Raw genomic sequence first — 23,843 nt, 5'->3', positions numbered from 1 at the left:
GAGCCTACTGCTGACTCGCCGACCGGTCCTTCGCCCAACGAACCAGCGCTTGGTAGACCCGGGTGTCGTCGGGGTCCGCGAAGGCTTCGGCGAGGGTGCGGTTCAGCTCACGCCGGGGGATGCGGCCTCGCTTGAGGTCGTCCGCCAGCTGCCGGGCCTTGCGCGCGACGGCCTGCTGAAGCGCTGCGTCGATCGACTCATCGGTTTCGCCCTGGTCCTGGTCGGGCTCGGTGAGTGCCTTCTCAGCCTGCTCACGGATCTGTTCGGCGGGGTCGCCGCCGCTCTGCGGTCCGGGCAGCTCGCGAACGACTTCGGCGATGGCCTTGGCGGTGACCTTGGGGAGGGCCTCGCGGAGCAGTCCGTGCAGGGTGGCCGCCGCTTCGACGCCGTACTGCTCCACGATGGGGAGGAGCGCTTCGACGTGGGAGCGGGTGAGCTTGGGGACATCCGGCAGGAGGCGGGCTGCGAGTGGCCAGCCGCGCCTCATCCTGCTGGAGTCGGCCAGCGTGACGTCCCAGTCCTCTAGCAGGGCCTCGAAGGTGGGGTACTCGGCCCGGTACAGGTGCCGGTTCGCCACGGCGTCCAGCGCCTTGCCGGTCATCCAGTAGGACGCGTGGTGAGAACGGATCACGCTCTCGCAGACCGCGAGGTCCTTGCGGTCCGCGTCCGTGAGCGGCTGGTCGGAACTGGCGGCGATGGACGGGTCCGGGAGGGTGTCCAGCGTAAGAGCGACGGAATCAGCGGCGGCCGTGCTCTTGCGGGCCAGTCCGGCCAGTCCTTGGGAGCGCCGGGGGCGGTCATTGAGGCCGAACCGGTCAGCGGTGGTCTCGGATTCGGTCGTTGTCATGCTGCGTCACCTTCGGCGGCCCGGGTCAAGATTTCTCGGGCGAGCGTAGCGAAGTCTTCCGCTACAGAGGCGGAGGTGGCGGATACGACGGTGCCGGCAGCGGCGCGGCCTGCCCGGAGGTCCCAGAACTTGGGGTTGCTTGCGGCTGCTTCTTCCAGTTCGTGGATCAGGCGGCCGTGGCTCCGGGCGTCCTGGCCGACCGCTTCGGCGTAGCGGACGATCGTGTCGAAGAGGTAGGCGTCGGCACCGAGTTCTTCGGCGATCCAGGCGCGGGCGTTGCGGTGGATCTGCTTGGAGGCGCTGCCTGTGGCGTAGAGGACGACCCCGAGGAGTTCGAGGTCGGGGTTCACGCTGCGGCGTACGAGCTGGACCTGTCGGGAGATGCTGCCAAGGCCGTCGTTGATGCTCGCTTTGTCGGAGCGAGTCGGCGCGACCATCCAGCGGGCGGCGGACAGGGCAAGCTGCTGCAGCGGCGGGTTCTCGGGTGCGCTGTCGAGGACGACCAGGTCGTAAGCGCGGGCGATAGGGGCTAGACATACGGCCAGGGCCAGGGCCTGCCGGTGCTGCTGCATGCGGAAGGTCGCCGCGAGCATGTCGGGAGCGGCGCCGATGTGCTGGCCCCCGACGATGACGTCCAGGCCGGTGCGCACGTCACGGACTGGCTCCAGCGCCTTACCTGTGCGCAGGGCCTCGTAGAAGGCGGCTCCCTCGTCGTCGACTTCGGTTCCCCGGTATCCCAGGTCACGGCCGACGTTGCCCTGTCCGTTGACGTCGACCAGCAGGACGCTGCCTCCGTCGGCGGCGACCAGGCCGGCGAGGTTGGATGCGAGCGTGGTCTTGCCGACGCCGCCCTTGCCGTTGGCGATGACGTAGGTGTTGCTCAACGCTTCCCGGTCGATCGGCGGGGTCTCGTCGTCATCGAGCATGGACGTCTACTCCTGTCGGATACGGGGTGATGCTGCCCCGCATCGTGCCACGGCCGCGCTGTATCACCGCTGTCCGCCCTGAAAACACGAAAGGCCCGCACCCCTCAGAACGGGGATGCGGGCCCTGGGCATGGCACTCGTGCGTGTCAGGCTGCCCAGCTTGCGGGTGCGCCTTCGTCGGGGTTGGGGATGTCGACGGCCGTCACCAAGGCGGCGGGGTGCCGCAGGGCGGTGACCGGAACGGCGCCGGGTTCACCGGTCGGCGCCCACAGCATCCGCCAGGTGTCGTCCCACTCGCAGGCGCAGGCATGGTCCGGGTGCGGGTGCCGTAAGAAGAGGCCGTGGGTGTGGACGGCGCGCGGGATGCGGGGGATGAGCACCGACGGGTCGTCTCCGGGGTAGAGGTGAAGGTTCCGCCAGCCGTGGACCCGAGCCATGTATGCGGCCGCGGCTTCGATGACGTCAACCCACCGCTGGTGTCCGAGGACGAGGAAGCCGACCGGGTAGAGGTGATCCTCGGTGGCGCCGTCCATCCCGGTGACGTGCAGGCCGCGATGGACGACGAAGCCGTTCTCCGCCGCGTCGTCGTCGGGGGTCCAAAGCTGTTCGACGGGGTGCATCGTGCCGTCGTCGCCCTCGCTGGTCTCGATCTCGTACGAGGTCGTGGTGGTCATGCGCTCGCTCCGCTGCTGGTGTCGGCCGCCTTGAGGACGCGCGGCAGGTGGACGTGGAGGTGTTCGACGTCGACCTGGCGGCCGCGGTCGCGGAGTTCGCGGGCAAGCAGTTCGGTGAGACCAGATGCCCTGTGCCTACCTCCTGCGCACCCGATAGCGATGCGGCGGGGGCCGGCGGGCAGGTCGGCGTAGTCGGCGAGGTTGGCGAGCAGCTCTCGGGCGCCGGGGGTGTTGAGGACGATGTCCTGGACGCGGGGGTGGAAGCCGTCGAGGTCGAGGATGTCGCGGGCGGCGGCCGGGTCGCGGAGCCGGTCGCGGACGTCCTCGATGCGGTCGGCGGCGGGCGGGACGGGGGAGCCGTCCGGGCCGGTGGGCAGGTGGAGGTAGCCGAACGAGATCAGGCGGATCGGGTGCAAGGGGTTCTCCTGCTCGGTGGTGAGGGACAGGAACACCGGAGCGCCGCGCCCGGCCGGGAAGGGGGGGCGCGGCGCTCCGGTGTCTCGGTGTGGCTGCTTCAGAGGGTGGGGGCCGTGACCGCGCTGAGGATGTCGGCGTGGTCGAACGCCAGCCGGTCCGGCAAGGCGTTCAGGGGCCACCAGCGGGCGGTGCGGGCGTCGTCCCCGGCGGTGACCGGGGTGTCGGCGGGGACGATGGCCAGGTACGCGACGGTGACGTACCGACCGCGCGGGTCGCGGCCGGGCTGGTCGAAAACGCCGATCTGGCGCAGGTCGCCGGCGGCCACGTGGACCCCGGTCTCCTCCCCGAGTTCGCGGGCGGCGGCCTCGCGACTCGTCTCCCCCGGGTCGACGTGACCACCGGCGCAGGCCCAGTGGCCTTCGAACGGCGGCCAGTCGCGCTCGATCAGCAGGACGTCGCCGCCGGGCGTCAGGACGACGACGTCGGCGGTGTAGCGGATGGTCTCGAACGTCTCGCTCTCGGTCATGGGCACCTCTCGGTTCGGCGGGCTAGCGGGTGGTGGTGTCGGTGACGACGAGGAACTGGTCGGTGGTCAGGTCCATCACGACCTGGGCGTCGCGGCCCTGGGCGCGCTGGGCGGCGGCGTATTCGTCGGCGGGCCAGGAGCCGCGGGGGTGGCCGGCGGGGAACCGCTCCAGGACGGTGCGGGTGGGGACGGCGGCGGTGGCCATCACGCGTCACCGCCGTGCACGCGCTCGTGGACGTCGATCAGGTGGGTGATGGCGTCGGGGTTGTCGGCCAGGCCGACCCACTGCCCGCTCGCGGTGAAGACGGGCACCGTGTCGGTGTCGGCGTCGAAGATCACGACGTAGTCGGCGTACCTGTCAAGCACCATCTCCCCCAGGACCGGGATGAGCGCGGTGTCGAGGACCTCCAGGACGTCCACGGTGAGCCGGGCGGGCTCGCCGGGCGTCGGCGGCTGGAGCATCGTGCCGGTGACGCGCAGCAGGTCACCGGGCTGTATGCCGTGCAGCAGCTCGTGGACGATCCCGGCGGCCGCGCTGGTGCAGGTGACGACCGTGTCGGGGGCGTCGTCGGGGAGGGTGTCCGCGTCGGCGGGTCGGACGGTCAGGTCGAAGGTGGCGGTGCCGTGGGGGCCGGGGGCGGGGATCGCGTCGACCCATCCGTCGACGGCGCAGTGCTGGGTGTCCATCAGCTGGCCTCCGCCAGGGTCTGGGTAGGGCGCGGGGCGCGGGGTCGGGTGGTGCGCTGCGCGAGCACCAGGAGCTCGGCGTTGCGCTTCTGCTGCGCGGGGGTGAGGGGCCGGGCCGTCGCGCCGCCGTGGCGGTGCCAGAGCGGAGAGGCCGGCGGCTCGGGGTAGGCGAGAGCGTGGTCGACGTCGCGGTCGGTGCTGCTCATGGGGACCTCCGAGGGGAGGGGTTCAGGCGTGGGTGGCGCGCTTGGTGCTCTTGGACTGGGTGTCGGAGGCGAACCGGCCCTCGCGGCGGGCCTCAACGGGGTTCGCGGCGATCCAGTCCTCAGCGCACGCCTTGTGGACGGGCTCCCCTGCGTGGGAGCGCATCGGCGTGGGCTTCTCGCACAGCACGCAGGGGCGGTCCTGCCAGCGGTCATAGTGCTGGCTGTCGCGCCATTCGAGGAGCGCGCCGGGAGCCGGGACCAGGCCCGGCTCGAACGGCGGCTTCTTCTTGGCTCGGGCGCTGGTCACGGCCGGAAGCCGGGCAGCTGCTGGAACACGCGCTCCAGCAAGTCCGGCTTCGGCTTCCACGGGACGACCTGTCCGCGCGCGGGCACGGGCAGGGGGAGCTCCTGGACGTCCTGGAGCACGAGGTGCCAGGAGCCCGGGTGCGCCCACGGCGAGCAGAGCGGCGCTCCCTCGAGGTCCTGGTGGCAGTCGGCGATCCGAGCGATGCCGACGACCGCGCCGGTGACCAGCTCGCGGTCGCGGATCGTGCGACCGATCAGCGGGAGGCGCAGGGCGGGCCGGTCGATGGTCTGGCTCGTGTGCAGCAGCACCCAGCCGGTCCGCCACCGGCCGGGCCGGTTCTCCACGTCCTTGGCACCGGCGAGGATGCAGGCCGCGTACGGCTGCCGGATGCTGATTCCGCGGATCCAGTCACCCTCGGGCAGGGTCACGGCGCTCATGCGGCCCGCCCCCACACCGCCGTGCCCGGACGTCCGGCCCGGCGCCCGTTGATGGACGGCACGGTGACGTGCTGGGCCGTCGCAAGGACCGCGCGGCCGGAGTGCTTGCCGTCGTAGAGGGCGGCATCGGCGGCCCTCTGCAACGCGGTCAGGTCGCGGGAGCCGACCGAGGCCGGGGCCGCGGCGCCGACCGAGGCGGCGACGTCGACGGTGCGGCCGTCGTCCAGGGTGACCGGCGTGTGCAGCATCCGGACCAGCTGTGCGAGGCGCTGTTCACGGCGGTCGGCGGTCAGCTCCAGGACCACGGCGAACTCATCGCCCCCGAGCCTGCCGACGGACGCGCGCGGGCCCGCCCAGGCGGTGAGCCGGGCACCGATCGCGGCGAGGACCGTGTCTCCGGCCTCGTGGCCCATGCCGTCATTGATCTGCTTGAAGTGGTCGGCGTCGACCATGACCACGGTCACCTTGTCGCCGTGGCGGGCCAGGAGCCGGCGGGCGCGGGCGGTGTAGGCGTCGCGGCGCAGCAGGCCGGTCAGCGGGTCCTTCTCCTTGGCGGCGATCTGCTTGAGCAGCACGGTCGCGTGGACCGCCCAGCCGGTCAGCGGGACGGCTGCGGCGGTGATCAGAAGGGTGCGCGGGCCGAACCGGCCCGTCGTGTGCAGGACGGAGTCCATACTGGTGTCTCCCTCTCGTCTCGTACGGGATGGGGAACCCGGGGCAGGCGACGGTTCGACGCCTATAGCGCCTGTCCCGGGGCGAATTCACATCAGGCTGTTGGGGTTGACCCACGCCTTGGTCGTGGCCTTGTGCCAGTCCAGAACCCAGTCGGGACGCAGGCCGCGCGCGGCCCATCCGTCGCGGGAGCCGTCGGGGGCCGGGAGGCCGGCGGACACGTACTGCACGGCCCGGTCGTAGGCGCGGTGCGCGGCGGCCAGGGCCTCGCCCGGTCCGGCGGCGCGGCCGGTGAAGACGTGAAGCCCTCGCCGGTCCTGGTCCGCCTCGTGGTGTATCGGGACGTCAACCTCGTATCGGCGCATGACGTCCAACTCCTCTCTGTGTTGAAGGACCACCGCGACCGCCCCGGCCTCCGTCGATCAGGAGGCCCGGGCGGCACGGAGCGTCCGTCAGGCAGCAGCCAGGACGGAGGGCGGGGCGGTCAGGCGCGATAGACGGGCGGGCGGATCCCGGCACGGAGCTCGCGGATGAGCGAGCAGGGGCCCTTGGTGGCGCAGTACGCGTCGTCGGTGTCCGGGAGGGCGTTGCCGGTGGTGCCCCACATGTCGCGGGCGACCGCGTTCACGACGCGCAGCATCTCCCCGTTGTTGGGGCGGCAGGCGCTGTTCGTGCCGCCGACGCCGTGCCGGTGGGCGCTGATGAGGTGCTGGCGGGCCTGGCGGGCGGCCCAGCGGCGGCGGCTGGGGCCGGTGTTCTCGTGGACGTGCCCGCTGTCGTGGAAGGTGTCCAGGTGGCAGCCGGTGCAGTGGTAGGTGACCATCTGCTGCGGCTCGCTGTCGGGCAGCCACTTGCCTTCGAACTCGAAAACGATGACCTCCGCACCCGGGATCTCGGTGTGCGCGAAGCCCGTGACAAGGCCGACGCCATCCGCGATCCCACCGCGCGCAGCCACGTTCCAGAAGACGCGGGGAAGGAGATCGTCCCAGCCCTTGCCATGGGGCCACTGGGCGTACATGACGCCCTGCGAGGCATCGAAGGACGCCGTGCCGTCAGCGTTGTCGCGCTTGTACTGCTCGATCTGTGCGATCGACCCGAAGTACGTCGCGGAGAACTCCTCGGACTCCAGGAAGACCAGCCCGTACCCCTCGGGGCGGGTGTCGTGGCCGTTGTCCTTCAGCATCTCCACCATGTCCTCGTAGCCGGGGTTCCCGGGGACGATGGTGGCGACCAGCGGCAGCCGGTACCGGTCGCAGCTGGTGACGTGGGCCGGGTTGGTCTCGCTGACGTGGTGCACGGTGCCGTACGTGTTCGTGATCGTGATGCTCATGGCGGGGTGTCCTTCCCGGGGTAACAGCGGGCGCCCGGCGTGGCCGGGCCGTGGCAGGTTCGGGATCTCGATGGGTGAGGGAGCGGGCGGCCGGCCTTTTGCCGATGCTGCGACTGCCCGGTGTGGCCCCGGTCCCGGCCTGTGTGGCCGGGACGGGGTCCGCGCTACGCGGCCAGCCGGTGAACGGCGGCCGCCGTGGGCGCGAAGTAGCTGCTGGGGTCCACCGGGGTGCCGTCGAAGCACTCGATGCAACAGCCCAGCTTCTTGGAGAGGCAGAAGTAGAAGCGCCTGCCGCAGTCGCCACAGGTCTGGCGAGCTGCCATCGCCTGGTCCAGGGCCCATTCCTGAGCGAGCGTCGGGGTGCGCTTGGGCACGGCCAGGTCGACGCGGAGCAGGTAGCCACGGGTGGGATGACGGCAGGACCACTGCGGGCGGGTCGCGCACAGCCTGCACCGCAGGATCGCGACCGGGCCCTGATTGCTGCCGGGGCTCAGCTGCATCTCCCGCAACTTCCGTCTGGTCACGAGCCCTTCGGGCACCGTGCCGCGATCGAACTCCGGCAGCGCCGCGTCACTGCGCAGCACCCGGGTCACCTCGCGGCGGCGACGCCGCGTACGACGGCGAGGCATCACCGGCGCCAGGTGCCGGGCAGACGGTCGGGGCGCAGGGGGTAGCGGGGGCCGGGACGCTGCGGGCGGGGCCGGCCGATGCGGCGGCGCGGGCGGGGGATGAGCACGATCGGTTCCTCCAGAGGTCGGTGCACGGCTCCGCTCCCCGCCGACGTCGAACGTGTCGGCGGGGTGCGGGGCGGCGGGTGCCGGGTCAGGCGGGCGTGTGCGTGCGGTGCGCGCTGGGCAGGGTCGGGGCCGGCGTGGTGTGGCTCGGGCGCGGGTGCTGGGGCTGCGGGTCGGGGGCCCCGTGCAGGTGGGTGCCGACCAGGTAGCCGATCAGCAGTCCGCCGGTGCCGTAGACCTTGTGCCGGTTCGCCTTCCACCAGGTGGGCGGGGTCGGCTCCGTCAGCACGCCTATGACGGCCACGTGTTCTCCATTCGGTCGGGGACAAAGAGGTGGTGGTGCGTGAGGCCGGTCGGCCTGTCCGGCCCTCGCCCAGCCCCGCGGTGGCGGGGTGGGGCGAGGACCAGGCGGAGCGACCGGGGTCAGCGCTGGAGCGGGTGGACGTTGTCGGGGGTGTCGTCGTCAGGCGCGGGGGCCGGGGCGGGGATGTGGATCTCGGGCCGGATCTCGATCTGGGGCTGGAAGGCCGGGGCGGGCGGGAGGAAGTTGTTGACGACCGGGCGCAGGCTCAGGCCGCGCAGGGCGAGGGTGGAGGCGATGGTCCAGGCGAGGACGGCGATCCCGGTGGCGACGGTGCGCCCGTCGGCCGGGGCTGCGGACCACACGGCGAGCACGCTGGACGCGCCCCACACGGTCCAGGTGATGCGGGCGCCGGTGCTGCCGATGAAGCCGCCGATCAGGCCGAACCAGCCCACGAGCTGCCAGAAGGTGTAGACGGCGGAGGCGCTGACGCTGAGGCCGGCGGTGTTCTCGGTGATGTACGAGCGGATCGGGTTGTCGAGCACGCCCCACAGCTCGCCGGCGGCGCTGGTGCCGGCCCGGGTGGCGGGGACCGTGTCGGCCATGCGGCTCAGGGTGGCGTCGAAGATGTCGCCCGCCGTGTCGAGCAGGATGATGACCGCGCACAGGCCGGTCAGCACCATCAGCGCCTTGATCCAGTTGGCCATGAAGTGCCATCCGGCCTGCGGGGCCTGGCGCAGTTCCTCCCACCGGCCGTGCAGGAAGCCGCCCTGCTCCCAGGAGGCGTCCCATCCAGCGCGCAGCTGGGTGAAGCGTGTGGTGCCGGGGTCCTTGTTCAGGTCGGTGTCCGGCGCCGGGGGGATCTGGTTGAGCAGGTCGAGGAAGCTCGGGTTCGGGTTGTGCTGGCCGTTGATGGGCTTGTCGTCGGACTGCATGGCGGGGCGCTCCCTTGATCGGGTTCGTGTGGTGGCGGCGGTGTGCAGGCCGGAGGGCCTGGCCCGCACCCGACCGCGAGGGTTCGGGTGCGAGGCAGGTGGTCCGGAGCAGCGGTCAGAGGCCGCGGGCGTCGGCGAGGTCGGCGGCCTGGTCGAGCATCCGCATCGGGATGCGGCCGCTGGTGAAGCCGTCGTTGAAGGCGGGCACGGAGTCGACGTCGCCGAACTGGCGGCGGATCGCGTCCATCAGGACCTGAAGGCCGCGCGACTCCAGGTTCTGGTCGCCGCGGGCTTCGACGTGGATCGCGCCGTACAGGCAGCGGGCACCGTCCTCGTCGACCAGGGCGCCGGAGCACCATCCGCCGGTGAGCAGCCGGTGGTGCGCGCGCTGAAGGAGCGCCGCGACCGGGGTCGGGTACGGAGTCGGGGGCTGGAGTGTCGGGGTGAGCGGGAGGGTGACGACGTCGCCCAGGTCGACCGGCTCGGTGGGGATGTGCGCGGTGTTGACCTCGTATGCGACGGCGGCTTCCTCCAGCCGGATGGTCATCGCCGCGTCGGTGGCGGCCATGCGGGCCTCCAGCGACAGTTCGGCGGGCGGCGCGCTCGTGCGGGCCGGTATGGGCGGGGCGTGGGTGGGGTGGGGCATCGGGGCTCCTCGGAAGGCGTCGGAGGTGCAGGGGGCGGCGGCCGTCGACGCCGACGGCCGGGCGGTGTCAGAAGGTGGAGATCCAGCCGGTGACGCCGCTGATCGCTTCGGTGATGAAGGGCGCGGCACCGGTGGAGGCGAGGAAGAAGCCGAAGGCGGCGCAGGCCAGGGCGTGCCAGAGGCGTACGGAGCCGCCTCGGATGAGGACGACCACGACGATGGCGAGCAGGACGACGACGGAGATCGATACGGCCACGAGCGATGTGTCCTTGTCAGGTGTGAGCAGGGCCCGGCCGGGATGCGGCCGGGCCCTGCGGGATGTGCGGGGTGGGGTCAGACGCCGGAGAGGTTCTTGATGGCCTCCAGCGCCTGGCGGGGGGAGGTGACCGCGTCGCGGCGCGCGGCGGACTTCCCGCCGCCGCGCGGCTTGCCCCCGCCCTCCTTCGGCTTCTCGTCCCCGTCCTCGTCATCGGGCTCGGGCCCGAACTCGCCGGGCCGGGGCGGCTCGGCCCAGTCGAACCACAGGTCCCGCGCCTCGAGCTCTCGGATCTCGTAGTCGGTGAGGCTGGCGACGACGTCGGGGAAGTAGTCGTCCAGGCCCGCCTTGAAGTCCATGAACAGCGTGCGCAGCACCTCGGGCTGCTTGGCTTCGACGATCCACCCGGCGCCGCCGGTGTTGGAGTCGGCGGGCGGCTCGGGCTCTCCGGCCATCACCCGCTCGATCCGGCCCGCCTCCGCAGGGGAGAAGGAGCGGGGGAGCGGTTCGGGGGTGTTCTCGGAGGAGATGCCGAGGGTCTTGAACATCTCGCCGACCTTCTTCGGCGCCACCTTCAGGACGACGGGGATGCAGTTCTCGCGCAAGTTCTCGCACAGAAGCTGCGTGAACCCGTCCTGCACGTAGATGGACTGGCCGGCCACCTTGAGGCCGATGCCGTACTTGCGGCCCTTGACCGACACCTTCTCGGCGAGGTCCATGATCTCCGCGCCGTAGTCGCCGTGGCGGGCGGCGGAGAGGAACTCGTCCAGGTAGGCGGACAGCATCCGGTAGGGGCAGCCCGGCAGCTTGGGGTCCCAGTCGTAGACACGGCCGTCGTCCCACACCATCTGACCGCGGATCTCCATCAGCGCGTCCAGGGTGCGCAGGAGCCGGATCATGTAGAGCGCGCCGACGCCGTAACGGTCTGTGTACTCACCGAGCTTGGCGGCCTTCTCGTCCGGGGCTTCGGCCGCCAGCCACACCACCGCGCCGAACAGGGCGTCGGCGGCGACGTGCAGACCCATCAGCTGGGTCTTGCCGCCGCCGGACGGCGCGACGAACAGTCCGTGGGCCGCGCCCCGGTCGGTGTAGACGCGGTTGCGGGCGGGCTGGCCGTTGCCGAGGTAGCCGGTCACCCACCGGCCGTCCTTGTCCGGGGTCAGCAGCTCCTTGGTGGCGGGGAAGATCTGGGCGAGCGGGCTGGAGTCCCACAGGGAGACCAGGACCTGACTGCCGTCAATGGTGACGAACAGCCGGCCTTCGTCGTACTTGGTCTTCAGCGCGGCGGCCAGCGAGTGCTGGTTGACGCGCGGTTCGCCCAGCTCGTCGGGGACCTGGGCGATGTAGTGGGTGACCTTGCGCTCGTGATCGCGGATCTTCTTGATGAACTCGGAGCCGGGCACGGGCCCGCCGGCGATCCGGTCGGCCCACCACTCGTGGGTGGTGGGCGCCTTGCGGCGGCGCTCGTTCAGGTCGGGGGTGACGTGGACTTCCTTCCAGCCGGGGCCGCCCTCGCGCCCGTACTGCCGGACTACGTCCTCGATCCGCACGTCGGTGATCTCGACACCGAAAGCGGCGGCAACGGCCTCCGGGGTGAGGCTGGAGATCGGGCGTCCGGCCTCGGTGGAGCGCAGCAGCAGGGACAGGTCGTTGGGCATGCCCGCGTGCGGGGTGGCCGTGATGACGATGGTGCGGCCGGGCAGGCCGCGGGCCTCCCACAGCCAGCGGACCTGGCGGGTGAAGGCGTCGGCGCCGTCGTCCGGCTGGGCGAGGGACGGTTCGGGTGCGGCCTGGAGCTGCGGGGCGGGGGCCGGGGCGGCGAGGGCGGGACGGTGACGGCGGCGGGCGTGCCGGGAGAAGGGCATCACCAGCAGGCCGGCCGTCGCCCAGCCGGCGGCGAGGATGCCGTCCAGGCACCACGGGCCCCAGCCGATCGTGTTCCGGGCGGCGATGTCGATCGCGGCGGCGGCCACGAGCGGCGACCAGCGCAGGATCTTGCGTCCCGCACCGGCGTCGTCGCTCTTGGCGGCCAGGACCCAGCCGCCGACACCGGCCGCGCCCGCCAGCTGCACGACCGTGTTGACGGGGCTGTCGGCGAAGAGGTTCGGGGCCGCGGCGAGGACCGGGGCGGTCAGGGTGTAGAAGGTGCGCTCCAGGGCGACGCTGCGCGGCACGGACACGGGGTTCTCCTTCGGGTGTGGCGATGGGCGGCCCGCCGTTACGTGGCGGGCCGCCCATCAGGGGTTTCGGTGGGTCGGGTCAGCGGGCGAAGAAGCCCGGCTTGGGGGTGCGCTCCGGGCGGCTGGAGCGGATGTCGTCCAGGCCCTCGTACAGCCGCGCGTGGGTGCGCCGCGTGTCGTGGGCGAGGCCGGAGACCTCCTGGGCCGTCTCGTGGAGCTTCTTCACTTCGACGGCGGCGCCGCCCAGGGCGACGGACACCTGGTTGGTCATCTCGATGAACTTGCGGTCCAGCTCCGCGTTGGCGATGTCGACGGCCAGGCCCTCGGAGCGCTGGGCGTTGGTGCGCATGCGGAGCAGCAGTACTTCGAGCTCGTTGCCGGCCAGGTCCACGGCCGTGGCCAGCGTCTTGAGCTTCTGCTGGACGGCCTTGTAGCGGTTGTCGCCGTCCGTCTTGGCGGCGGCGCCGCCGCCGGTGGTGGGTGCGAGGTCGCTCATCGGCGGACCCTTCCTTCTAGTCGTGGTGGGCGGCGGAGGAGGCGGTGGCCAGGCCCGCGTCGTCCATGGCGTCGATGTCCTGGCCGTAGACGCGGCCGACCGACATGGCGGCGATCCGGGCGCCCTCCGAGGCGATCTCGCATTCGGTGGCGCACCGTTCGGCCAGCTGCTTCATGCGGTCCGCGGCGTCGGCCAGGTCGGTGATCTGGTCGACGACCTCGGTGGCGATGTTGTGGTCGCCCACCAGGTCGGCCGCCATGTCCCGCAGCGCGTCGGCGACCTTGCCGATCGCGACGGCCAGCTCCTGGGCGCGGTCCTTGTCGAGGGCTGCGGCGATCGCGATGTTCACGATCTCCATCAGGTACTCGCCGAAGGTGATGTCGGTGCGGTGCTTGGCCGCCATGCCGGTCTGGCCCGACGCGGGCTTGTTGACCTCCGATGCCACGGGGTCCTCCTGTGCTGTGGGTCGGCTGGTGCCGGGGCGCTGGGTGTGGGGTTCCGGTGCGCGGGGGAGGCTTGTCGGGCTGCTGACGTGCGCTCCGAAGGGGTCGGACGGGTCGTCGACGATGACCGCGTCCTCGATGTCGTCCTCAGCCGGTTCGGGCTGCGGGGTCCGGGTCGGGCCGCCGGGGCGGTCCACCGTGATGTCGCCGAGGTCCTCGGGCCGAAGCCGCGCGGACTCCTCCGGCTCGGGCGGGGTGTCCTCGCCGGCCTTGGTGAAGAAGTCCTTGATCCGCTCCTTGAAGGAGCGCTCGTCGTCGCTGTCCTCGGTGTCCGGCGGGTCCTTGACGTCGTCGGGCTTGGAGTCGTCGTCCGTCCCGGTGTCGTCCTTCGCGTCCGTGTCTGCGGAGGCGTCAGACGGCTTCTCGCTGTCCTTCTTGTCGTCGTCCGGCTTCTCGGCCGTGGAGTCGTCCTTCGAGCCGTCTGCGGGCTTCTCGGGGTCGTCCTTGGTCATCTTCTTGGTCGTGGCCTCGGAGTCCTTGTCGCCGGTGGCTTCCTTGGTGTCGCCGGTGTCGTCCTTGGTCTTGCTGTCCTTCGCGGCCTTGTCCTTCTCCGCTGCGCGGCGCTTGTCCCAGCGGCGCTGCGCTTCCTCCTGGACGGCTGCGCCCAGGGTGGTGCGGTCGTCGGCGGCCTTGGCTGCCTCCCGCTTCGCCCGTGCCGCGGCCTTCCGTTCGGCTTTCACCTTGCGGCGTTCCTCGCGCGCCGCCTGGACGGCGGTGCGGTCCTGGTCGCGGTCCTTGCTGCGGTCGGCGAGGTTGGCGGCCTGGTTGGCACTGCGCCGCTGCTGCCGGGCGGCCTGGCGTGCGGCGGCGCGCTCCTGGCGGCCGCGGGCGCGTTCCGCCCTGGGGTTGGTGGCGGGCGAATCCTTCGACTTGCCGCCTTCACCTTTCGAGCCGCCCTTGCCGGTCCCGGTGCTGCCCGAGCCGTTCTTGCCGCCGGAGCCGCCCGAACTGCCCTTGCCTGTACCGGGCTTGCCCGCACCGGAGCCTCCAGCGCCGTTCTGGCGGCCTTTCGGGCCCCCGGACGACTCATTGCCCTTCGGGCTGCCCTTGCCGCCGCCAGCAGGGCGATCAGAGCCCTTCCCGGCACCCTTGGGGGAGGTGCCGCCCCCGGAACCGCGGCCAGAGCCGCCGGAGCCACGGCCGGAGCCGTTGGAGCTGCCGCCGCCTCCGCGTGAGCCGCCCCCGCCGCCGGCCTTCGAGCGGCCGCCCTTGTCGGCGCCCAGGCCGGAGCCGGAGGACCGCGCCGCGTCGGCCTTGCCACGCGCCGCCGCCTTGTCGCCCTTCGCTTTCATCTGCGCGGTGTGGAGCTTCGCGTTCTGCTCCATCATCGCGGTTTCCTGCGCGGTACGGGCTTCCAAAAGCGCGGCCTTGCGCGCTATTTCCGCCTCACGGAACGGCGCTTCACCGGCGTGCCGGTCCCGCGCCACTTCCAAACGGAGCTCCAGCCAGTCACCGAGACGATCGGCGAGAGAACGAGGCTGCTCATATTCGCCTTCCTCGTATTCCTCATCGTCGAAATCCGGAGCATCAGGCATTCCCGTTTCCCGCAATGCGACTTCCGGGGAAATGGGGCCGCGAATGGGCGGCATTTCCCTGGCCGCCCCTTCCGGAGACTCGGGAGAACCACCGCCGTCCGCACTTCCGCCGGACGGTTCAGTGAAAAACAGACTCCCTGCATCGGGGAGTTCCGGCATTCCGCCGGAATCGCCACCCCGAGTGGGGAGGTTGATGACGTTGCTTTCGGTGTCGTCGGACACGCGGCCCCTCCTCCTGGGCTTGACAGTCGGCATCGGCCTCGCGTACACGCGCGCACGCCACGCGCGGCACGCGACACGCGCGGCACGCGTTGGGGTCGCCGAAGGGCCGCCCCCGAGGTTCGGGAGCGGCCCTTCGTACGGGGCGCGGTGAGCTAGCCGGAGTGGCGGCTGTAGACGTTCTGCAGGGCGAGCGCGGCCTCACGGATGAAGTCCGTGTTCCCGTCGCGATACGCCTGGGTGCCTCGGATATTCACAATCCGGAGCCAGGCGTAGAAGGTGCCGAGGTCTTTGCCGTGCTGCGCGATCAAATCCTGTGTGATTTGCCGCTCGTGTTCCGCACGGTTCATTGCCTTCCGCTCTGCTTTCGTGAGCGGGCGACCTGCACTCACGCCGACTCCCTGCGGTCCAGGTTGTAAATCGACGTGGGAGCACCATACCCCGAATTCGGGCTCTGCGTACCCCGCTGGTCCGGGGTTTCCGGGGCGGCCTGGAGCGTCGGATTGTTTTTACGCGCCTTGATCTGCGCCTTTTCCTTCCTGCTGTTCTTGACCTCCTTCACCTTTTCGTCGTGGGCGTGGCGCTTGTGGGCGCTCTTTTCCAGTCCCGCCGTAACGTTCTTCAGGTTCTTGAGAACGTCGTTCAGGGAACTTTCCACCGGAAAGGAGCGCAGGAAAGCCTGGCCCCACTTGTCGCCCTCCACGCGGGTCCCGCGGCAGTGCACACGGGCCTCGCGCTGGAGGATCTCCAGCTTGGCCTGCATGTCCAGGACGACCCGGTTGAAGTCCGCGAGGTAGTGCGCGTAGGCGGCCGGGTTCTGCGCGATCTCACGCAGCGCCGCGTTCGGGTCGTCGAAGAAGGGCTGGCCGTTGTCTTCGGTACTCACGGGGTCCTCCGTGGGGGTCGGATCTGCTGTGCTCGGGGGCTGTCGACTGTCTTCCGGCAGTCGCAGCGAGGGCCAGCCCGATTTCCTGCGGGCTGGCCCTCACTGGTGTGTGCCGGACGATGCGGGCGCGCCGGCCTTCCGGCGGGTCCACTGGTAGCGCTGTGTGTCAGGGCCTCGTGCGGGCGGTCCGGTCAGCGGACCGTGTGCTGCTTGAGGGCGACCGCGATCTGTCCGGCGCGGTCCGTGGCGATGGTGCCGCCCTCGGTCCGGACCGCCCTGGCGATGTTGGCCCGGTTCAGCGGCTCACCATCGGTCCGGAGCCGGTCCAGCGCGGTCCGCTCCTGGTCCGTGAGCGTGATGACCGTGAGGTCCGGACCGTCGTCCTCGCCACGGTCCGGACCGGAGACACCTTCCGGGTCCTCCTGGTCGGCCGGTCCGGTGCGGTCCGGCTCCTGCGGTCCGGGAGCGACATCGGCGGTCCAGACCGTCACCCCCCGGCCGGCCGCCGGGCCCTGGGCGGCGGGCACGGTCCGAGGACCACGGTCCGGACCGGGCCCGGTCAGCAGGTCAGCGCCCTGCGGTCCGGCCGGACCGGCCTCCAGGGCGCGCGCCGGTCCGCCGGTCCGGTCCGTGGCTGAAGCGGTCCGGACCGGACCGTGGACCGCGTTCCGGTCGCCCGGACCGGACCGGACCGGATACCCGCCGTGCTGGACCGGGCGGACCGGAACCAGGCTGTCCAGCGGTCCGGGCCGGTCCATGCGGGTCAGGGTGAGGACCGTGGGGATGGCTGCCGGTCCGTGATCGTGGACCGCGAGGCGGGGAACGACGACCCGGTGCAGGGCCAGACCGGTCCGGGCCGCCTTGCGGTCCGCGAGCTCCGCGCCCGCTGCGGTCCAGGCCCGGTCCAGCGTGGTCAGGCGCGGGTCCGTGATCGCGAGCGACCAGGCGGTGAAGGAGTGGACCGGGTAGCGGAACCAGCGGACCGCCCCGATCGACGGGCGGGCCTTGGCGACCCTGCCGTCCTCACGGAGCTTGCGGCGGTGGATCAGCGAGGCGTACAGCTCCCACAGCACCATCCCCACGATGCTCATCGCGGCGAAAGCCACCGCCTTCGGGGTGAAGTGCCAGTAGGTGATCTGCTCCGTCCAGATCCCCGCCTTCGCGTCCCAGACCCGGCTGCCCTCCTCCGGCATCCCCGACGCGTGCCAGAAGTTCATGACCGCCGCCCCGAGGGCGAAGATCCACGTGCTGACGCGGTAGAGGGTTCCGGCGTCACCGCCCTGGCGGGCCTGGTGGTACATCCAGCCCACGAACGCCGTGCTGAGTTCCCAGGCGGCGGCGAACAGGATCGTGAAGGGGACGACCCAGCCGAGGATGTCCTCAGCGAACCCGGCCTGTCCCGTCCACGCGACGGCCATCGGGGCGGTGATCGGACCGATCACCATCAGGCGTTCCGCGTTGACCTTCACGAACTGCTTCACGCGGTCGGACACCGCCGGCTTCCCGGCGCGGTCCGCGGCCCGCAGCTCCCGGACCTTCGCCTTGCGGGCCTCCTTCGCGTCCCGGCGCTCCCCCTTGGCCTCGAGCTTGAGGCGCTTGCGCTCCAGCGCCCGCTCCGTGCGGTCGGTGGCGCGCTTCATCCGGGCGGCGGCTTCGGCCACCATGTCGTCGGCGGCCTTCAGCGTGACGTCCGCGTCCGCTTCCCGTAGCCGGGCCTGTGCCAGGGCCTGCTCGGCTTCCTTGAGGTCCGCGTCCCGCTTGGTGCGGGCGGCGGCCAGGATGCGGTCGGCCTCCTCGCGGGCGGTGCGGGTCAGACGCTCTGCGTCCTCGGCCGCCGTCGCCCGCAGCCGGCCGATGTCCTCCTTGGCCAGCGTCCGCGTACGCGCCGCATCCGCACGGGACACCTCCCGCTCCCGGGCAGCGTCCTCACGCAGCTCGGCTGCCGCCTTCTCCGCCCCGGCCTTCACCTGCGCGGCCTGGACGCCCGCGCTCTCCCGCAGCCGCTCAGCCTCGCCCCGAGCCTGCTCCAGGAGCTGGTCGGCGTCGGTGGTGGCGCGGGTGCGAGTCTCCACCGCGGTGCGCTCCGCAGCCGTCAGCAGCTCGGTGCGCACCGTCTCCGCGTCGGCGAGGGCCTGCGCCGCGGCCTGTGCGGCCTCGGTGCGGACCTGCTCCGCCTGCGCGGCCGCCGTGGCGGCGACCTCCTGCGCCTGGCGGCGGGCGTCGGCGAGCAGCTGCTCGGCAGCCGCGTTGGCACCGGCAAGGACCTGGTCGGCCTCACTGGCCGCCGTCGCCGTGACGGTGTCGGCGTCGCGGCGCGCGTCGGCGAGCAGCTGCTCCGCCGTGGCTTCGGCGGCGGCGCGGACCTGGTCGGCGTCGGCAGCCGCCGCGGTGGCGGCCTCCGTGCGGACCCGGTCGGCATCCGACGCGGCGGCGGCCAGGATGCGGGACTGCTCCGCGCTGGCGGCCTCGGTGATCGAGGCCGCCTCGGTGCGGGCGCCGTCCAGCAGCTCGGTGGCGAGCACCTGGCCGTCGGCGAGGATCCGCGCGACGTCGTCGGCGGCCTGGTCCCGGAGGTCGGCGGCGCGGTCGGCGGCGTCGGCCAGGACCGGGTCGGCCTCCGGGAAGACCAGCGGCACCGTCTCCTCGGGGGCGGCGGCCTGGGCGGGAACGGAGGCCGGCGTCGCCGGTGCCTTGGCGCGCCCGTTGCGGGGCTTCGGGTTCGCCGCGGGGCGCCGGCGGCGGGTGGCGGGCTTGGTGGCCACGGAATGTCCTCTCTCTTCCGGGCGCCTCCGAGAAGGGGCACCGTGGATCTGCGGCGGTGGGTAGGGTCGTGGACCAGGCCCTCCGGGGCCCCGGCAGCTTGAATGCCGGGGACCCGGAGGGCCGTTGTGCTGGGCTGGTCAGCGCCGGCCGGGCAGCGCGGCAGCATCCGGTACGAGGTGCTGGCGCAGCCAGGCGACGGCGGCCGGGGTCATCACCCCGGTGTCCGTCTCCTTCAGCGGGGCCGTGTCGATGTCGTGCATCGCGTCGGTCGCCGGGAGGGGCCGCATGTAGTCGGGGTCGATGCCCGCGCGGTAGCTGAGACTGCCCAGTTCGGTCAGGTCGTAGAGGACCTTGCCGGTGTCGACGTGCGTCCAGGACCGCTCCACCCGGCCGACGAAGGTGTGGCCGGGCTGGCCGAGCCAGAACCGCTCGACGTTGCGGAACAGGACGATGTCGCCCTTGATGTAGGTGACGGCCGGTCGGGTGGTCTGCGTCTGCTGCCCTGCCATGTGCTCTCCTCTTACTCTCGTGGTCCGGGGTGGGGCGGTCGGATCAGGCAACTGGCAGTGGTCACCGCTGAGCGGTGGTTACCTCGTCGCGGGTGGGGAAGTTGTGGCGGCCGTCGTCCATGCGACGCCGTCTGGTTCGACGGTGGAGGCAGGGAAGGCAGTCGGCAGGCCGGCGCGCATCAGCGCACCCAGCGGCCGTCCTTGATGACCTGGCGGCCGTCCTTGAGCGTGAGGTCGGTGATGAAGGCCGACAGGGTGGTGCCGTCCAGCGCGCGGCGGGTGTAGTCGGTCGCCCACACGTCCTCGCCGTCCCGGCGGCCCATCAGGTGCACCCGGGTCTCGTAAGCGGGCTCCAGCGCGGCGGCGGCGTTCTCAGCCCGGGACTCGCTGGGCAGCACGATCGAGCCGCAGGAGTCGTTGAATCCGATCAGGAACAGGTCGTGCAGCTCGAAGCCCCGCACGTCGAGGATGCTCAGCACGGGCTCGAGCGAGCCATGCGTGTGAACGTTGTTCGGGTGGGTCTTGACCCAGCGGCCACCACCGAACTTGATCATGTCGAAGGCCATCACGAACTCCCGTCGTAGAGGGGGGTGGTCCGGACTGTCCGGCTCCCCGTCACCGCCCGCACCGGCCGCCAGGAAGTTGGCGGTCGGTGCGGGCGGATCAGGCAACTGGCAGTCGGGTCACTGCGAGGCGGGGGTCACCCCGTCGCGGGTGGGGAAGTTGGTGCTGCCGTCGTCCATGCGGACCGTGAGGTGGCCGCCGGTGTGGACCTCTTCGACGGTTCCCTGGGCCCCGGCCTGGTGGCGAGTGCCGAGCGCCTCGATGTCGGTGGTGAGCGTGATGCGGTCTCCGCGCATGGCCATCCCTTCGTGGTCCGGACTGTCCGGCTCCCTGTCACCGCCCGACCCGGCCGCCGTAGTTGGCGGCCGGTGCGGGCGGATCGGGCAGCCGTCAGGCCGCGACCGTGGCGAGGGGCCGGTGCGGGGCGATGATCTGGCCGTCGGGCAGCAGCTCCCCGGTGTCCTCGAAGAGCACCAGGGCGTTGCACAACAGGCTCCATCCCTGCTCGTGGTGAGCGGCCACGACCTGCGCGGCCTCGCGGTCCGAGCTGGCGGCCGTCGGGCACTTCGGCGTGTGCGTGCACAGCGAGTCCGGCATCCGGGAGGCGCTGGTGGGGGTCGTCGCGGTGTCGAGCTGGAGGCTGCGTTCCATGGGGCTCTCCTGCAGGGGAGGAAGGCAATCCCGGGATTGTCCCGGGCTGGAGGCGTGCGAAAGGGCCGGCCGCCCGCCGTGCGGACAGCCGTTGTGCGGTGGTACTGCGGGGCGGGCCAGAAGTTGCCCGCCGCTCCCGTCAGGCGGCACGGTTGCGGGCCGCGCGGCGCTTGAGGGAGCGGCGCTCCTTCTCGGACAGTCCGCCGAACACGCCGTGGTTCTCGTTCCGCTCCAGCGCGCCCTGGAGGCAGGACTCCATCAGCGGGCAGCGACGGCAGACACGCTTGGCTTCCTCCTCCTGGAGGAGCGCCGGGCCGGTGTCGCCGATCGGGAAGAAGAGCTCGGGGTCCTCGTTGGTGCAGGCCGCGCGGGGGTGCTCGATGACGTCGGTGGTGTCGGCGCCGTAGTAGGGGGTGCGTACGATGGAGCGGTTCATCAGGGCCTCCCAGAAGGTCCGTACGACAGCCCCGGGGGTGCATCCCCGGGGCTGTTTGCGTTGGTGGCGGCCGGACGGCCGGAGCGGGGGTGAGCTCCCGACGCTCTCCGCCGGCCCCGCCCGTGTGGGCGCGGGGACGACGGGCAATGCCGGGGGATCGGTCAGCGGCCGGTGTTCTCCGACCGCTTGTTCTGCTCAGCGTTCTTGCGCGAGAGCTCAGCGCGCTCCGCGTCGGTCAGGCTGGTGACGGCGTTCATCGGGTCGCCCCCATCTGCGCGAGGGTGCGGCGGGCGCGGCGGCCGGCCTTCGCGGCGCGGGAGTCGCCGTCGGCCACCAGGTGGCGGACCAGGCGGTGGAAGGCGTCGGTCTCGTCGCGCTCCGGGCCGCCCTGGTTGTCGGCGTCCTCCATGTCGTCGTAGAGGCCGTTCGACGGGGCGGGGATGGTGCGTGTCATGCTGGGCATCAGGTCCTCCGAGTCAGGTCCTGGACAGTCCGAGGGCTGCAATCCCATGGGCTGTCACGATCACTCCCCAGTTGGGGAGTCGACTGCTGTACGAGCAGCCACGGCCCCGGCCGCCCCCTCCTGAAGCGGGGCAGCCGGGGCCGTGGTCGTTCGTCTCGGTGTGCGGGTCAGGCCGCCGACGAGGCCGCGGCCTTCCGGGCGGCGTAGTGCTCGCCCAGCTCCGCCTGCCGCCGGTCGTGCCGCTCCAGGTGCTCCGGCTCCTTGGGAAGGCCGGGGCCGCGGAACTCGGAGAGCGATCCCGAAATCCGCTCCGCGCAGGAGTTGTTCGCCTTCTCGACTGCCTCGCCGCCGCGCTTGGCCCACTGCGCCTTGCGGACGGCCGGCGCCGTCTGCTTCCGCGTGGCGCGCTGCTCCTGGCGCTCCAGCTGCTCGCGGGCCTCGCGGCGGGCGGGCTCCTCCTGGAGGGCGAGGACGTACCGGCGGGCCAGGACGCGGCCATCCGTGCAGTGCTCCTTGCCGATGCACCGGATGCAGCCCTGCGGTCCGGCAGCGCTCCGTCCCAGGCCCACACTGCGGGTGCGGTGGGTGAGGTATGCCTGCCGGGCCGACTCCAACGTAATCTCCGCGTTCATCCGGGAGACCGGGGTGGCCGGGGCCGGAAGCGGCTTGTAGAACTGCTGCGCCGCGCGCCGATTGTCCTGCGGCATCGCGTCCCGCAGCAGGCGGTCCTGCTCGACCTGCCACTTCCGAACGTCGATGTCGATTTCCACGACCTGGTCGGTACCGGGGCAGAGGGCGTGCTTCTCGCCTTCCGCGACCTTGTCGGAGACGCAGTGCTCGCGGATCTTGAGGACCTTGTCGCCCATGATCCGGCGCCAGGTGCGGCAGTCGGGGCAGGCGATCGACTTCACTTCGCCCGGACGGACGTTGAAGTCCTCCGGGGCCATCTTGCTGAGCAGCAGCGCCGCACGGCGGTTGGTGTTCTTGGACCGGTTACGACCGGGACGAATGCGGGGCATCGAATCCTCCTGACGAGGGTGTGGGTGCGGGGGCTGCCTTCTCTGCCGCGCCAGGCCAGCCTTTCGGCAGGTTGGTCCTGGCGGACAGACAGCGCAGCAGCGCCGTCGGGGTGGATCGGGTCGAGCTATTCGGTACAGGGGCCTGGCCGGGGGAGCTCGGCTCACCCCACTGCCCCGCCCCCGAAGAGGCGGTGACTTCCTGCTGTTGATCTCTGATGCGGTCAAGCGACGGGCTCTTTAGCTAGTAGACTTAGATTGACTACTCAATGCCCGACGCAATGAAGCATGCACGCTGTGCGACGTGGGGTCAAGCCCCTTCGGCTAGATTGACTAGTCATTCCCGGGCATGTAGACATCTCCCATGGCAGTCAGCGGCAGGGCCCGAGCCCTCTACCAGCGCATCGCGGACAAACTCCGCGCCCAGATCACCGAAGGGACGCTGGTTCCGGGTGACCGGCTGCCGACTGAGGCCGAGATCGCAGCCGAGTGGGACACGACCCGTTCGACCGCCGTGCAGGGTCTGAAACTGCTGGTCAACGAAGGTTTGATCATCAGCGACCGCCCGCGGGGGTACTTCGTTCGCAGTCGGCGTCCGATGGTCTACCGGCCACAAGGCGAATTCCGAAAGCGCCCCCTGTCCCCCGAGATGGACCAGTTCCTCACGCAGATGTCCGAGGAAGGGCGCGAGGCCAGCCAGCACATCGAAGTGCAGGTAGAAGCGCCGTCTCGGCAAGTGCGGGAGCGCCTCCATCTGGGGGAGGGCGAGCTGGTTGTCGTCCGGCGCCGTGTTCGCTTCGTGGACGGGGTCCCCTACAACACGAACGACTCCCACTTCCCGCTCGCGCTGGTCCAGAACAGCGAGATCATGAATCCGGATGACATCGCCCGCGGCGCGAACGTCGTCCTGTCGGAGCTCGGATACGAGCAGGTCCGCGCCCTGGACGAAATCCAGGTGCGGATGCCGACTCCCGAGGAAGCCGACCGTCTGCAGCTCGGTCCCGGCACGCCCGTAGCAGTCCATCTCTGCACCGGGTTCACCAAGGACGGCAGGCCGGTCCGCGTCGTGGTCAATGTGCTGCCCGGCGACCGACACGTCATCACCTACGAGCGCAGCCGCCCCCAGTTTGATGCTGCACCGATAATCCGCCAGGCCGTTGCCACCGATCTGCGCACCGTCGTTGACCTGTGGGAACACGCCGCCTCGTGGCTCAGTGAGCGAGGCATCGATCAGTGGCAGTACCCGCCCCGCGAAGACCGCATCGAGGCCAACATCGCGGGCGGCGAGTGCTGGATCGTCGAAGTCGACGGAACGCCCGTAGCCACCATCACGGTCGATGAGCACGCCGACTCGGATTTCTGGAGTCCCGATGAGGCTGCCGAGCCGGCGCTCTACGTGCACCGCATGGTCGTACGCCGCGATGTGTCGGGCCTGGACCTCGGCTCGGCCATGCTCGACTGGGCGGGCCAGCACGCTACGAGCCAGGGCAAACAGCTGCTGCGCCTGGACGCCTGGCGCTCCAACGAGGGGCTGCAGAAGTACTACACCGACCGAGGCTTCACGCACGTTCGGACCGTCGAAGCAGCCGACCGAAGCAGCGGCGCCCTGTTCCAACGCCCCTCCAGCTACAGCCGTAGGACAGGGCCGCAGCTCGTTGTTCGGACCGAAAGCAATCACTGATCAACCCCCTCGCTGGACTCAAGAACCCGATGACTCGGTT

33 protein-coding genes are annotated in these 23,843 nt (G+C 71.4%); 1 reads left to right on the top strand and 32 read right to left on the bottom strand.

Going from position 1 to position 23,843, the window contains the following annotated elements; translation table 11 throughout:
- Nucleotides 1-4: 4 nt before the first annotated feature.
- From QMF80_RS31395 to QMF80_RS31240, 32 genes are all read right to left on the bottom strand, one after another.
- A complete protein-coding gene (locus QMF80_RS31395) occupies nt 5-847 on the bottom strand; it encodes a hypothetical protein (RefSeq protein WP_283459453.1) in 843 nt (280 codons plus the stop codon).
- A complete protein-coding gene (locus tag QMF80_RS31390) occupies nt 844-1,773 on the bottom strand; it encodes a ParA family protein (protein WP_283459452.1) in 930 nt (309 codons plus the stop codon). The genes QMF80_RS31395 and QMF80_RS31390 overlap by 4 nt, the downstream gene beginning before the upstream one ends.
- A 146-nt stretch (nt 1,774-1,919) precedes the next feature.
- On the bottom strand, nt 1,920-2,447 hold the full coding sequence (locus QMF80_RS31385; RefSeq protein ID WP_283459450.1) for a hypothetical protein: 528 nt from the start codon (nt 2,445-2,447) through the stop codon (nt 1,920-1,922).
- Nucleotides 2,444-2,899, bottom strand: coding sequence for a RapZ C-terminal domain-containing protein (locus QMF80_RS31380; RefSeq protein WP_283459448.1), 456 nt, complete (start codon nt 2,897-2,899; stop codon nt 2,444-2,446). The genes QMF80_RS31385 and QMF80_RS31380 overlap by 4 nt, the downstream gene beginning before the upstream one ends.
- Before the next feature lie 62 nt (nt 2,900-2,961).
- Nucleotides 2,962-3,390, bottom strand: coding sequence for an NUDIX domain-containing protein (locus QMF80_RS31375; protein ID WP_283459446.1), 429 nt, complete (start codon nt 3,388-3,390; stop codon nt 2,962-2,964).
- 22 nt (nt 3,391-3,412) lie between these two features.
- Nucleotides 3,413-3,595: a DUF8839 family protein gene (locus tag QMF80_RS31370; RefSeq protein WP_283459444.1), complete on the bottom strand. Its 183-nt coding sequence runs from the start codon at nt 3,593-3,595 to the stop codon at nt 3,413-3,415.
- Entirely contained in the window at nt 3,595-4,077 is a 483-nt protein-coding gene (locus QMF80_RS31365; RefSeq protein ID WP_283459442.1) for a hypothetical protein, read from the bottom strand. Before QMF80_RS31365 ends, QMF80_RS31370 begins: the two co-directional genes overlap by 1 nt.
- Nucleotides 4,077-4,283 (bottom strand): hypothetical protein, encoded by a 207-nt coding sequence (locus QMF80_RS31360; protein ID WP_283459440.1) that lies wholly within the window; start codon nt 4,281-4,283, stop codon nt 4,077-4,079. Before QMF80_RS31360 ends, QMF80_RS31365 begins: the two co-directional genes overlap by 1 nt.
- 22 nt (nt 4,284-4,305) lie before the next feature.
- Nucleotides 4,306-4,590, bottom strand: a complete 285-nt coding sequence (locus tag QMF80_RS31355; protein ID WP_283459438.1) for a hypothetical protein — start codon at nt 4,588-4,590, stop codon at nt 4,306-4,308.
- Entirely contained in the window at nt 4,587-5,027 is a 441-nt protein-coding gene (locus QMF80_RS31350; protein WP_283459436.1) for an ASCH domain-containing protein, read from the bottom strand. Before QMF80_RS31350 ends, QMF80_RS31355 begins: the two co-directional genes overlap by 4 nt.
- On the bottom strand, nt 5,024-5,701 hold the full coding sequence (locus QMF80_RS31345; protein WP_283459434.1) for a GGDEF domain-containing protein: 678 nt from the start codon (nt 5,699-5,701) through the stop codon (nt 5,024-5,026). The genes QMF80_RS31350 and QMF80_RS31345 overlap by 4 nt, the downstream gene beginning before the upstream one ends.
- Before the next feature lie 87 nt (nt 5,702-5,788).
- A complete protein-coding gene (locus tag QMF80_RS31340) occupies nt 5,789-6,064 on the bottom strand; it encodes a hypothetical protein (RefSeq protein WP_283459432.1) in 276 nt (91 codons plus the stop codon).
- Nucleotides 6,065-6,183: 119 nt separating this feature from the next.
- Nucleotides 6,184-7,029, bottom strand: coding sequence for a hypothetical protein (locus tag QMF80_RS31335; protein WP_283459430.1), 846 nt, complete (start codon nt 7,027-7,029; stop codon nt 6,184-6,186).
- A 164-nt stretch (nt 7,030-7,193) separates the two neighbouring features.
- Nucleotides 7,194-7,613, bottom strand: coding sequence for an RRQRL motif-containing zinc-binding protein (locus tag QMF80_RS31330; RefSeq protein WP_349372255.1), 420 nt, complete (start codon nt 7,611-7,613; stop codon nt 7,194-7,196).
- A gap of 44 nt (nt 7,614-7,657) precedes the next feature.
- Nucleotides 7,658-7,792 (bottom strand): hypothetical protein, encoded by a 135-nt coding sequence (locus QMF80_RS31325; protein WP_283459425.1) that lies wholly within the window; start codon nt 7,790-7,792, stop codon nt 7,658-7,660.
- A gap of 59 nt (nt 7,793-7,851) precedes the next feature.
- Nucleotides 7,852-8,067, bottom strand: coding sequence for a hypothetical protein (locus QMF80_RS31320; protein WP_283459423.1), 216 nt, complete (start codon nt 8,065-8,067; stop codon nt 7,852-7,854).
- A gap of 119 nt (nt 8,068-8,186) precedes the next feature.
- Nucleotides 8,187-8,999 carry a hypothetical protein gene (locus QMF80_RS31315; RefSeq protein WP_283459421.1) on the bottom strand — a complete coding sequence of 271 codons (813 nt, stop codon included), beginning with the start codon at nt 8,997-8,999 and terminating at the stop codon, nt 8,187-8,189.
- Between the two features lie 115 nt (nt 9,000-9,114).
- Nucleotides 9,115-9,645, bottom strand: coding sequence for a DUF6197 family protein (locus tag QMF80_RS31310; RefSeq protein WP_283459419.1), 531 nt, complete (start codon nt 9,643-9,645; stop codon nt 9,115-9,117).
- 67 nt (nt 9,646-9,712) lie between these two features.
- Nucleotides 9,713-9,901, bottom strand: a complete 189-nt coding sequence (locus QMF80_RS31305) for a hypothetical protein (protein WP_267828204.1) — start codon at nt 9,899-9,901, stop codon at nt 9,713-9,715.
- A gap of 77 nt (nt 9,902-9,978) precedes the next feature.
- On the bottom strand, nt 9,979-12,081 hold the full coding sequence (locus tag QMF80_RS31300) for a chromosome segregation protein ParM (protein WP_283459414.1): 2,103 nt from the start codon (nt 12,079-12,081) through the stop codon (nt 9,979-9,981).
- Nucleotides 12,082-12,160: 79 nt separating this feature from the next.
- A complete protein-coding gene (locus QMF80_RS31295) occupies nt 12,161-12,577 on the bottom strand; it encodes a conjugal transfer protein TraB (protein WP_283459412.1) in 417 nt (138 codons plus the stop codon).
- Between the two features lie 16 nt (nt 12,578-12,593).
- Nucleotides 12,594-14,408 (bottom strand): ATP/GTP-binding protein, encoded by a 1,815-nt coding sequence (locus QMF80_RS31290; RefSeq protein WP_283459410.1) that lies wholly within the window; start codon nt 14,406-14,408, stop codon nt 12,594-12,596.
- A gap of 581 nt (nt 14,409-14,989) precedes the next feature.
- Nucleotides 14,990-15,226 carry a hypothetical protein gene (locus QMF80_RS31285; protein ID WP_283459408.1) on the bottom strand — a complete coding sequence of 79 codons (237 nt, stop codon included), beginning with the start codon at nt 15,224-15,226 and terminating at the stop codon, nt 14,990-14,992.
- A complete protein-coding gene (locus tag QMF80_RS31280) occupies nt 15,223-15,720 on the bottom strand; it encodes a hypothetical protein (protein ID WP_283459405.1) in 498 nt (165 codons plus the stop codon). Before QMF80_RS31280 ends, QMF80_RS31285 begins: the two co-directional genes overlap by 4 nt.
- A gap of 191 nt (nt 15,721-15,911) precedes the next feature.
- Nucleotides 15,912-18,482 carry a hypothetical protein gene (locus tag QMF80_RS31275; RefSeq protein ID WP_283459404.1) on the bottom strand — a complete coding sequence of 857 codons (2,571 nt, stop codon included), beginning with the start codon at nt 18,480-18,482 and terminating at the stop codon, nt 15,912-15,914.
- A 138-nt stretch (nt 18,483-18,620) separates the two neighbouring features.
- Nucleotides 18,621-18,992: a hypothetical protein gene (locus QMF80_RS31270; protein ID WP_283459402.1), complete on the bottom strand. Its 372-nt coding sequence runs from the start codon at nt 18,990-18,992 to the stop codon at nt 18,621-18,623.
- A gap of 179 nt (nt 18,993-19,171) precedes the next feature.
- Nucleotides 19,172-19,558 carry a hypothetical protein gene (locus QMF80_RS31265; protein WP_283459400.1) on the bottom strand — a complete coding sequence of 129 codons (387 nt, stop codon included), beginning with the start codon at nt 19,556-19,558 and terminating at the stop codon, nt 19,172-19,174.
- Nucleotides 19,559-19,675: 117 nt separating this feature from the next.
- Entirely contained in the window at nt 19,676-19,858 is a 183-nt protein-coding gene (locus tag QMF80_RS31260; protein ID WP_283459398.1) for a hypothetical protein, read from the bottom strand.
- A gap of 88 nt (nt 19,859-19,946) precedes the next feature.
- Nucleotides 19,947-20,141, bottom strand: a complete 195-nt coding sequence (locus QMF80_RS31255) for a DUF5999 family protein (RefSeq protein WP_283459475.1) — start codon at nt 20,139-20,141, stop codon at nt 19,947-19,949.
- 205 nt (nt 20,142-20,346) lie between these two features.
- Nucleotides 20,347-20,643, bottom strand: coding sequence for a WhiB family transcriptional regulator (locus QMF80_RS31250; RefSeq protein WP_283459396.1), 297 nt, complete (start codon nt 20,641-20,643; stop codon nt 20,347-20,349).
- 253 nt (nt 20,644-20,896) lie between these two features.
- Nucleotides 20,897-21,106, bottom strand: a complete 210-nt coding sequence (locus tag QMF80_RS31245) for a hypothetical protein (protein WP_283459394.1) — start codon at nt 21,104-21,106, stop codon at nt 20,897-20,899.
- A 167-nt stretch (nt 21,107-21,273) separates the two neighbouring features.
- Nucleotides 21,274-22,125 (bottom strand): hypothetical protein, encoded by an 852-nt coding sequence (locus tag QMF80_RS31240; protein ID WP_283459392.1) that lies wholly within the window; start codon nt 22,123-22,125, stop codon nt 21,274-21,276.
- Between the two features lie 361 nt (nt 22,126-22,486).
- Here QMF80_RS31240 and QMF80_RS31235 point away from each other — a divergent pair, with 361 nt between their 5' ends.
- Complete coding sequence (locus QMF80_RS31235) at nt 22,487-23,803, top strand: GNAT family N-acetyltransferase (RefSeq protein ID WP_283459390.1); 1,317 nt, start codon at nt 22,487-22,489, stop codon at nt 23,801-23,803.
- Nucleotides 23,804-23,843: the final 40 nt, after the last annotated feature.

It is taken from the genome of Streptomyces sp. G-G2, from assembly GCF_030063135.1.
In the GTDB taxonomy this organism is placed as follows: domain Bacteria; phylum Actinomycetota; class Actinomycetes; order Streptomycetales; family Streptomycetaceae; genus Streptomyces.
This window is presented reverse-complemented; position numbering and strand designations above follow the sequence as displayed.

Excerpts from the sequence above, each read along its gene's own strand:
- QMF80_RS31395 (WP_283459453.1), bottom strand. The coding sequence starts at position 847 with ATGACAACGACCGAATCCGAGACCACCGCTGACCGGTTCGGCCTCAAT.
- QMF80_RS31390 (WP_283459452.1), bottom strand. The coding sequence starts at position 1,773 with ATGCTCGATGACGACGAGACCCCGCCGATCGACCGGGAAGCGTTGAGC.
- QMF80_RS31385 (WP_283459450.1), bottom strand. The coding sequence starts at position 2,447 with ATGACCACCACGACCTCGTACGAGATCGAGACCAGCGAGGGCGACGAC.
- QMF80_RS31375 (WP_283459446.1), bottom strand. The coding sequence starts at position 3,390 with ATGACCGAGAGCGAGACGTTCGAGACCATCCGCTACACCGCCGACGTC.
- QMF80_RS31370 (WP_283459444.1), bottom strand. The coding sequence starts at position 3,595 with ATGGCCACCGCCGCCGTCCCCACCCGCACCGTCCTGGAGCGGTTCCCC.
- QMF80_RS31365 (WP_283459442.1), bottom strand. The coding sequence starts at position 4,077 with ATGGACACCCAGCACTGCGCCGTCGACGGATGGGTCGACGCGATCCCC.
- QMF80_RS31360 (WP_283459440.1), bottom strand. The coding sequence starts at position 4,283 with ATGAGCAGCACCGACCGCGACGTCGACCACGCTCTCGCCTACCCCGAG.
- QMF80_RS31350 (WP_283459436.1), bottom strand. The coding sequence starts at position 5,027 with ATGAGCGCCGTGACCCTGCCCGAGGGTGACTGGATCCGCGGAATCAGC.
- QMF80_RS31345 (WP_283459434.1), bottom strand. The coding sequence starts at position 5,701 with ATGGACTCCGTCCTGCACACGACGGGCCGGTTCGGCCCGCGCACCCTT.
- QMF80_RS31340 (WP_283459432.1), bottom strand. The coding sequence starts at position 6,064 with ATGCGCCGATACGAGGTTGACGTCCCGATACACCACGAGGCGGACCAG.
- QMF80_RS31335 (WP_283459430.1), bottom strand. The coding sequence starts at position 7,029 with ATGAGCATCACGATCACGAACACGTACGGCACCGTGCACCACGTCAGC.
- QMF80_RS31315 (WP_283459421.1), bottom strand. The coding sequence starts at position 8,999 with ATGCAGTCCGACGACAAGCCCATCAACGGCCAGCACAACCCGAACCCG.
- QMF80_RS31310 (WP_283459419.1), bottom strand. The coding sequence starts at position 9,645 with ATGCCCCACCCCACCCACGCCCCGCCCATACCGGCCCGCACGAGCGCG.
- QMF80_RS31295 (WP_283459412.1), bottom strand. The coding sequence starts at position 12,577 with ATGAGCGACCTCGCACCCACCACCGGCGGCGGCGCCGCCGCCAAGACG.
- QMF80_RS31290 (WP_283459410.1), bottom strand. The coding sequence starts at position 14,408 with ATGATGGAGCAGAACGCGAAGCTCCACACCGCGCAGATGAAAGCGAAG.
- QMF80_RS31270 (WP_283459402.1), bottom strand. The coding sequence starts at position 18,992 with ATGGCAGGGCAGCAGACGCAGACCACCCGACCGGCCGTCACCTACATC.
- QMF80_RS31265 (WP_283459400.1), bottom strand. The coding sequence starts at position 19,558 with ATGGCCTTCGACATGATCAAGTTCGGTGGTGGCCGCTGGGTCAAGACC.
- QMF80_RS31260 (WP_283459398.1), bottom strand. The coding sequence starts at position 19,858 with ATGGCCATGCGCGGAGACCGCATCACGCTCACCACCGACATCGAGGCG.
- QMF80_RS31250 (WP_283459396.1), bottom strand. The coding sequence starts at position 20,643 with ATGAACCGCTCCATCGTACGCACCCCCTACTACGGCGCCGACACCACC.
- QMF80_RS31245 (WP_283459394.1), bottom strand. The coding sequence starts at position 21,106 with ATGCCCAGCATGACACGCACCATCCCCGCCCCGTCGAACGGCCTCTAC.
- QMF80_RS31240 (WP_283459392.1), bottom strand. The coding sequence starts at position 22,125 with ATGCCCCGCATTCGTCCCGGTCGTAACCGGTCCAAGAACACCAACCGC.
- QMF80_RS31235 (WP_283459390.1), top strand. The coding sequence starts at position 22,487 with ATGGCAGTCAGCGGCAGGGCCCGAGCCCTCTACCAGCGCATCGCGGAC.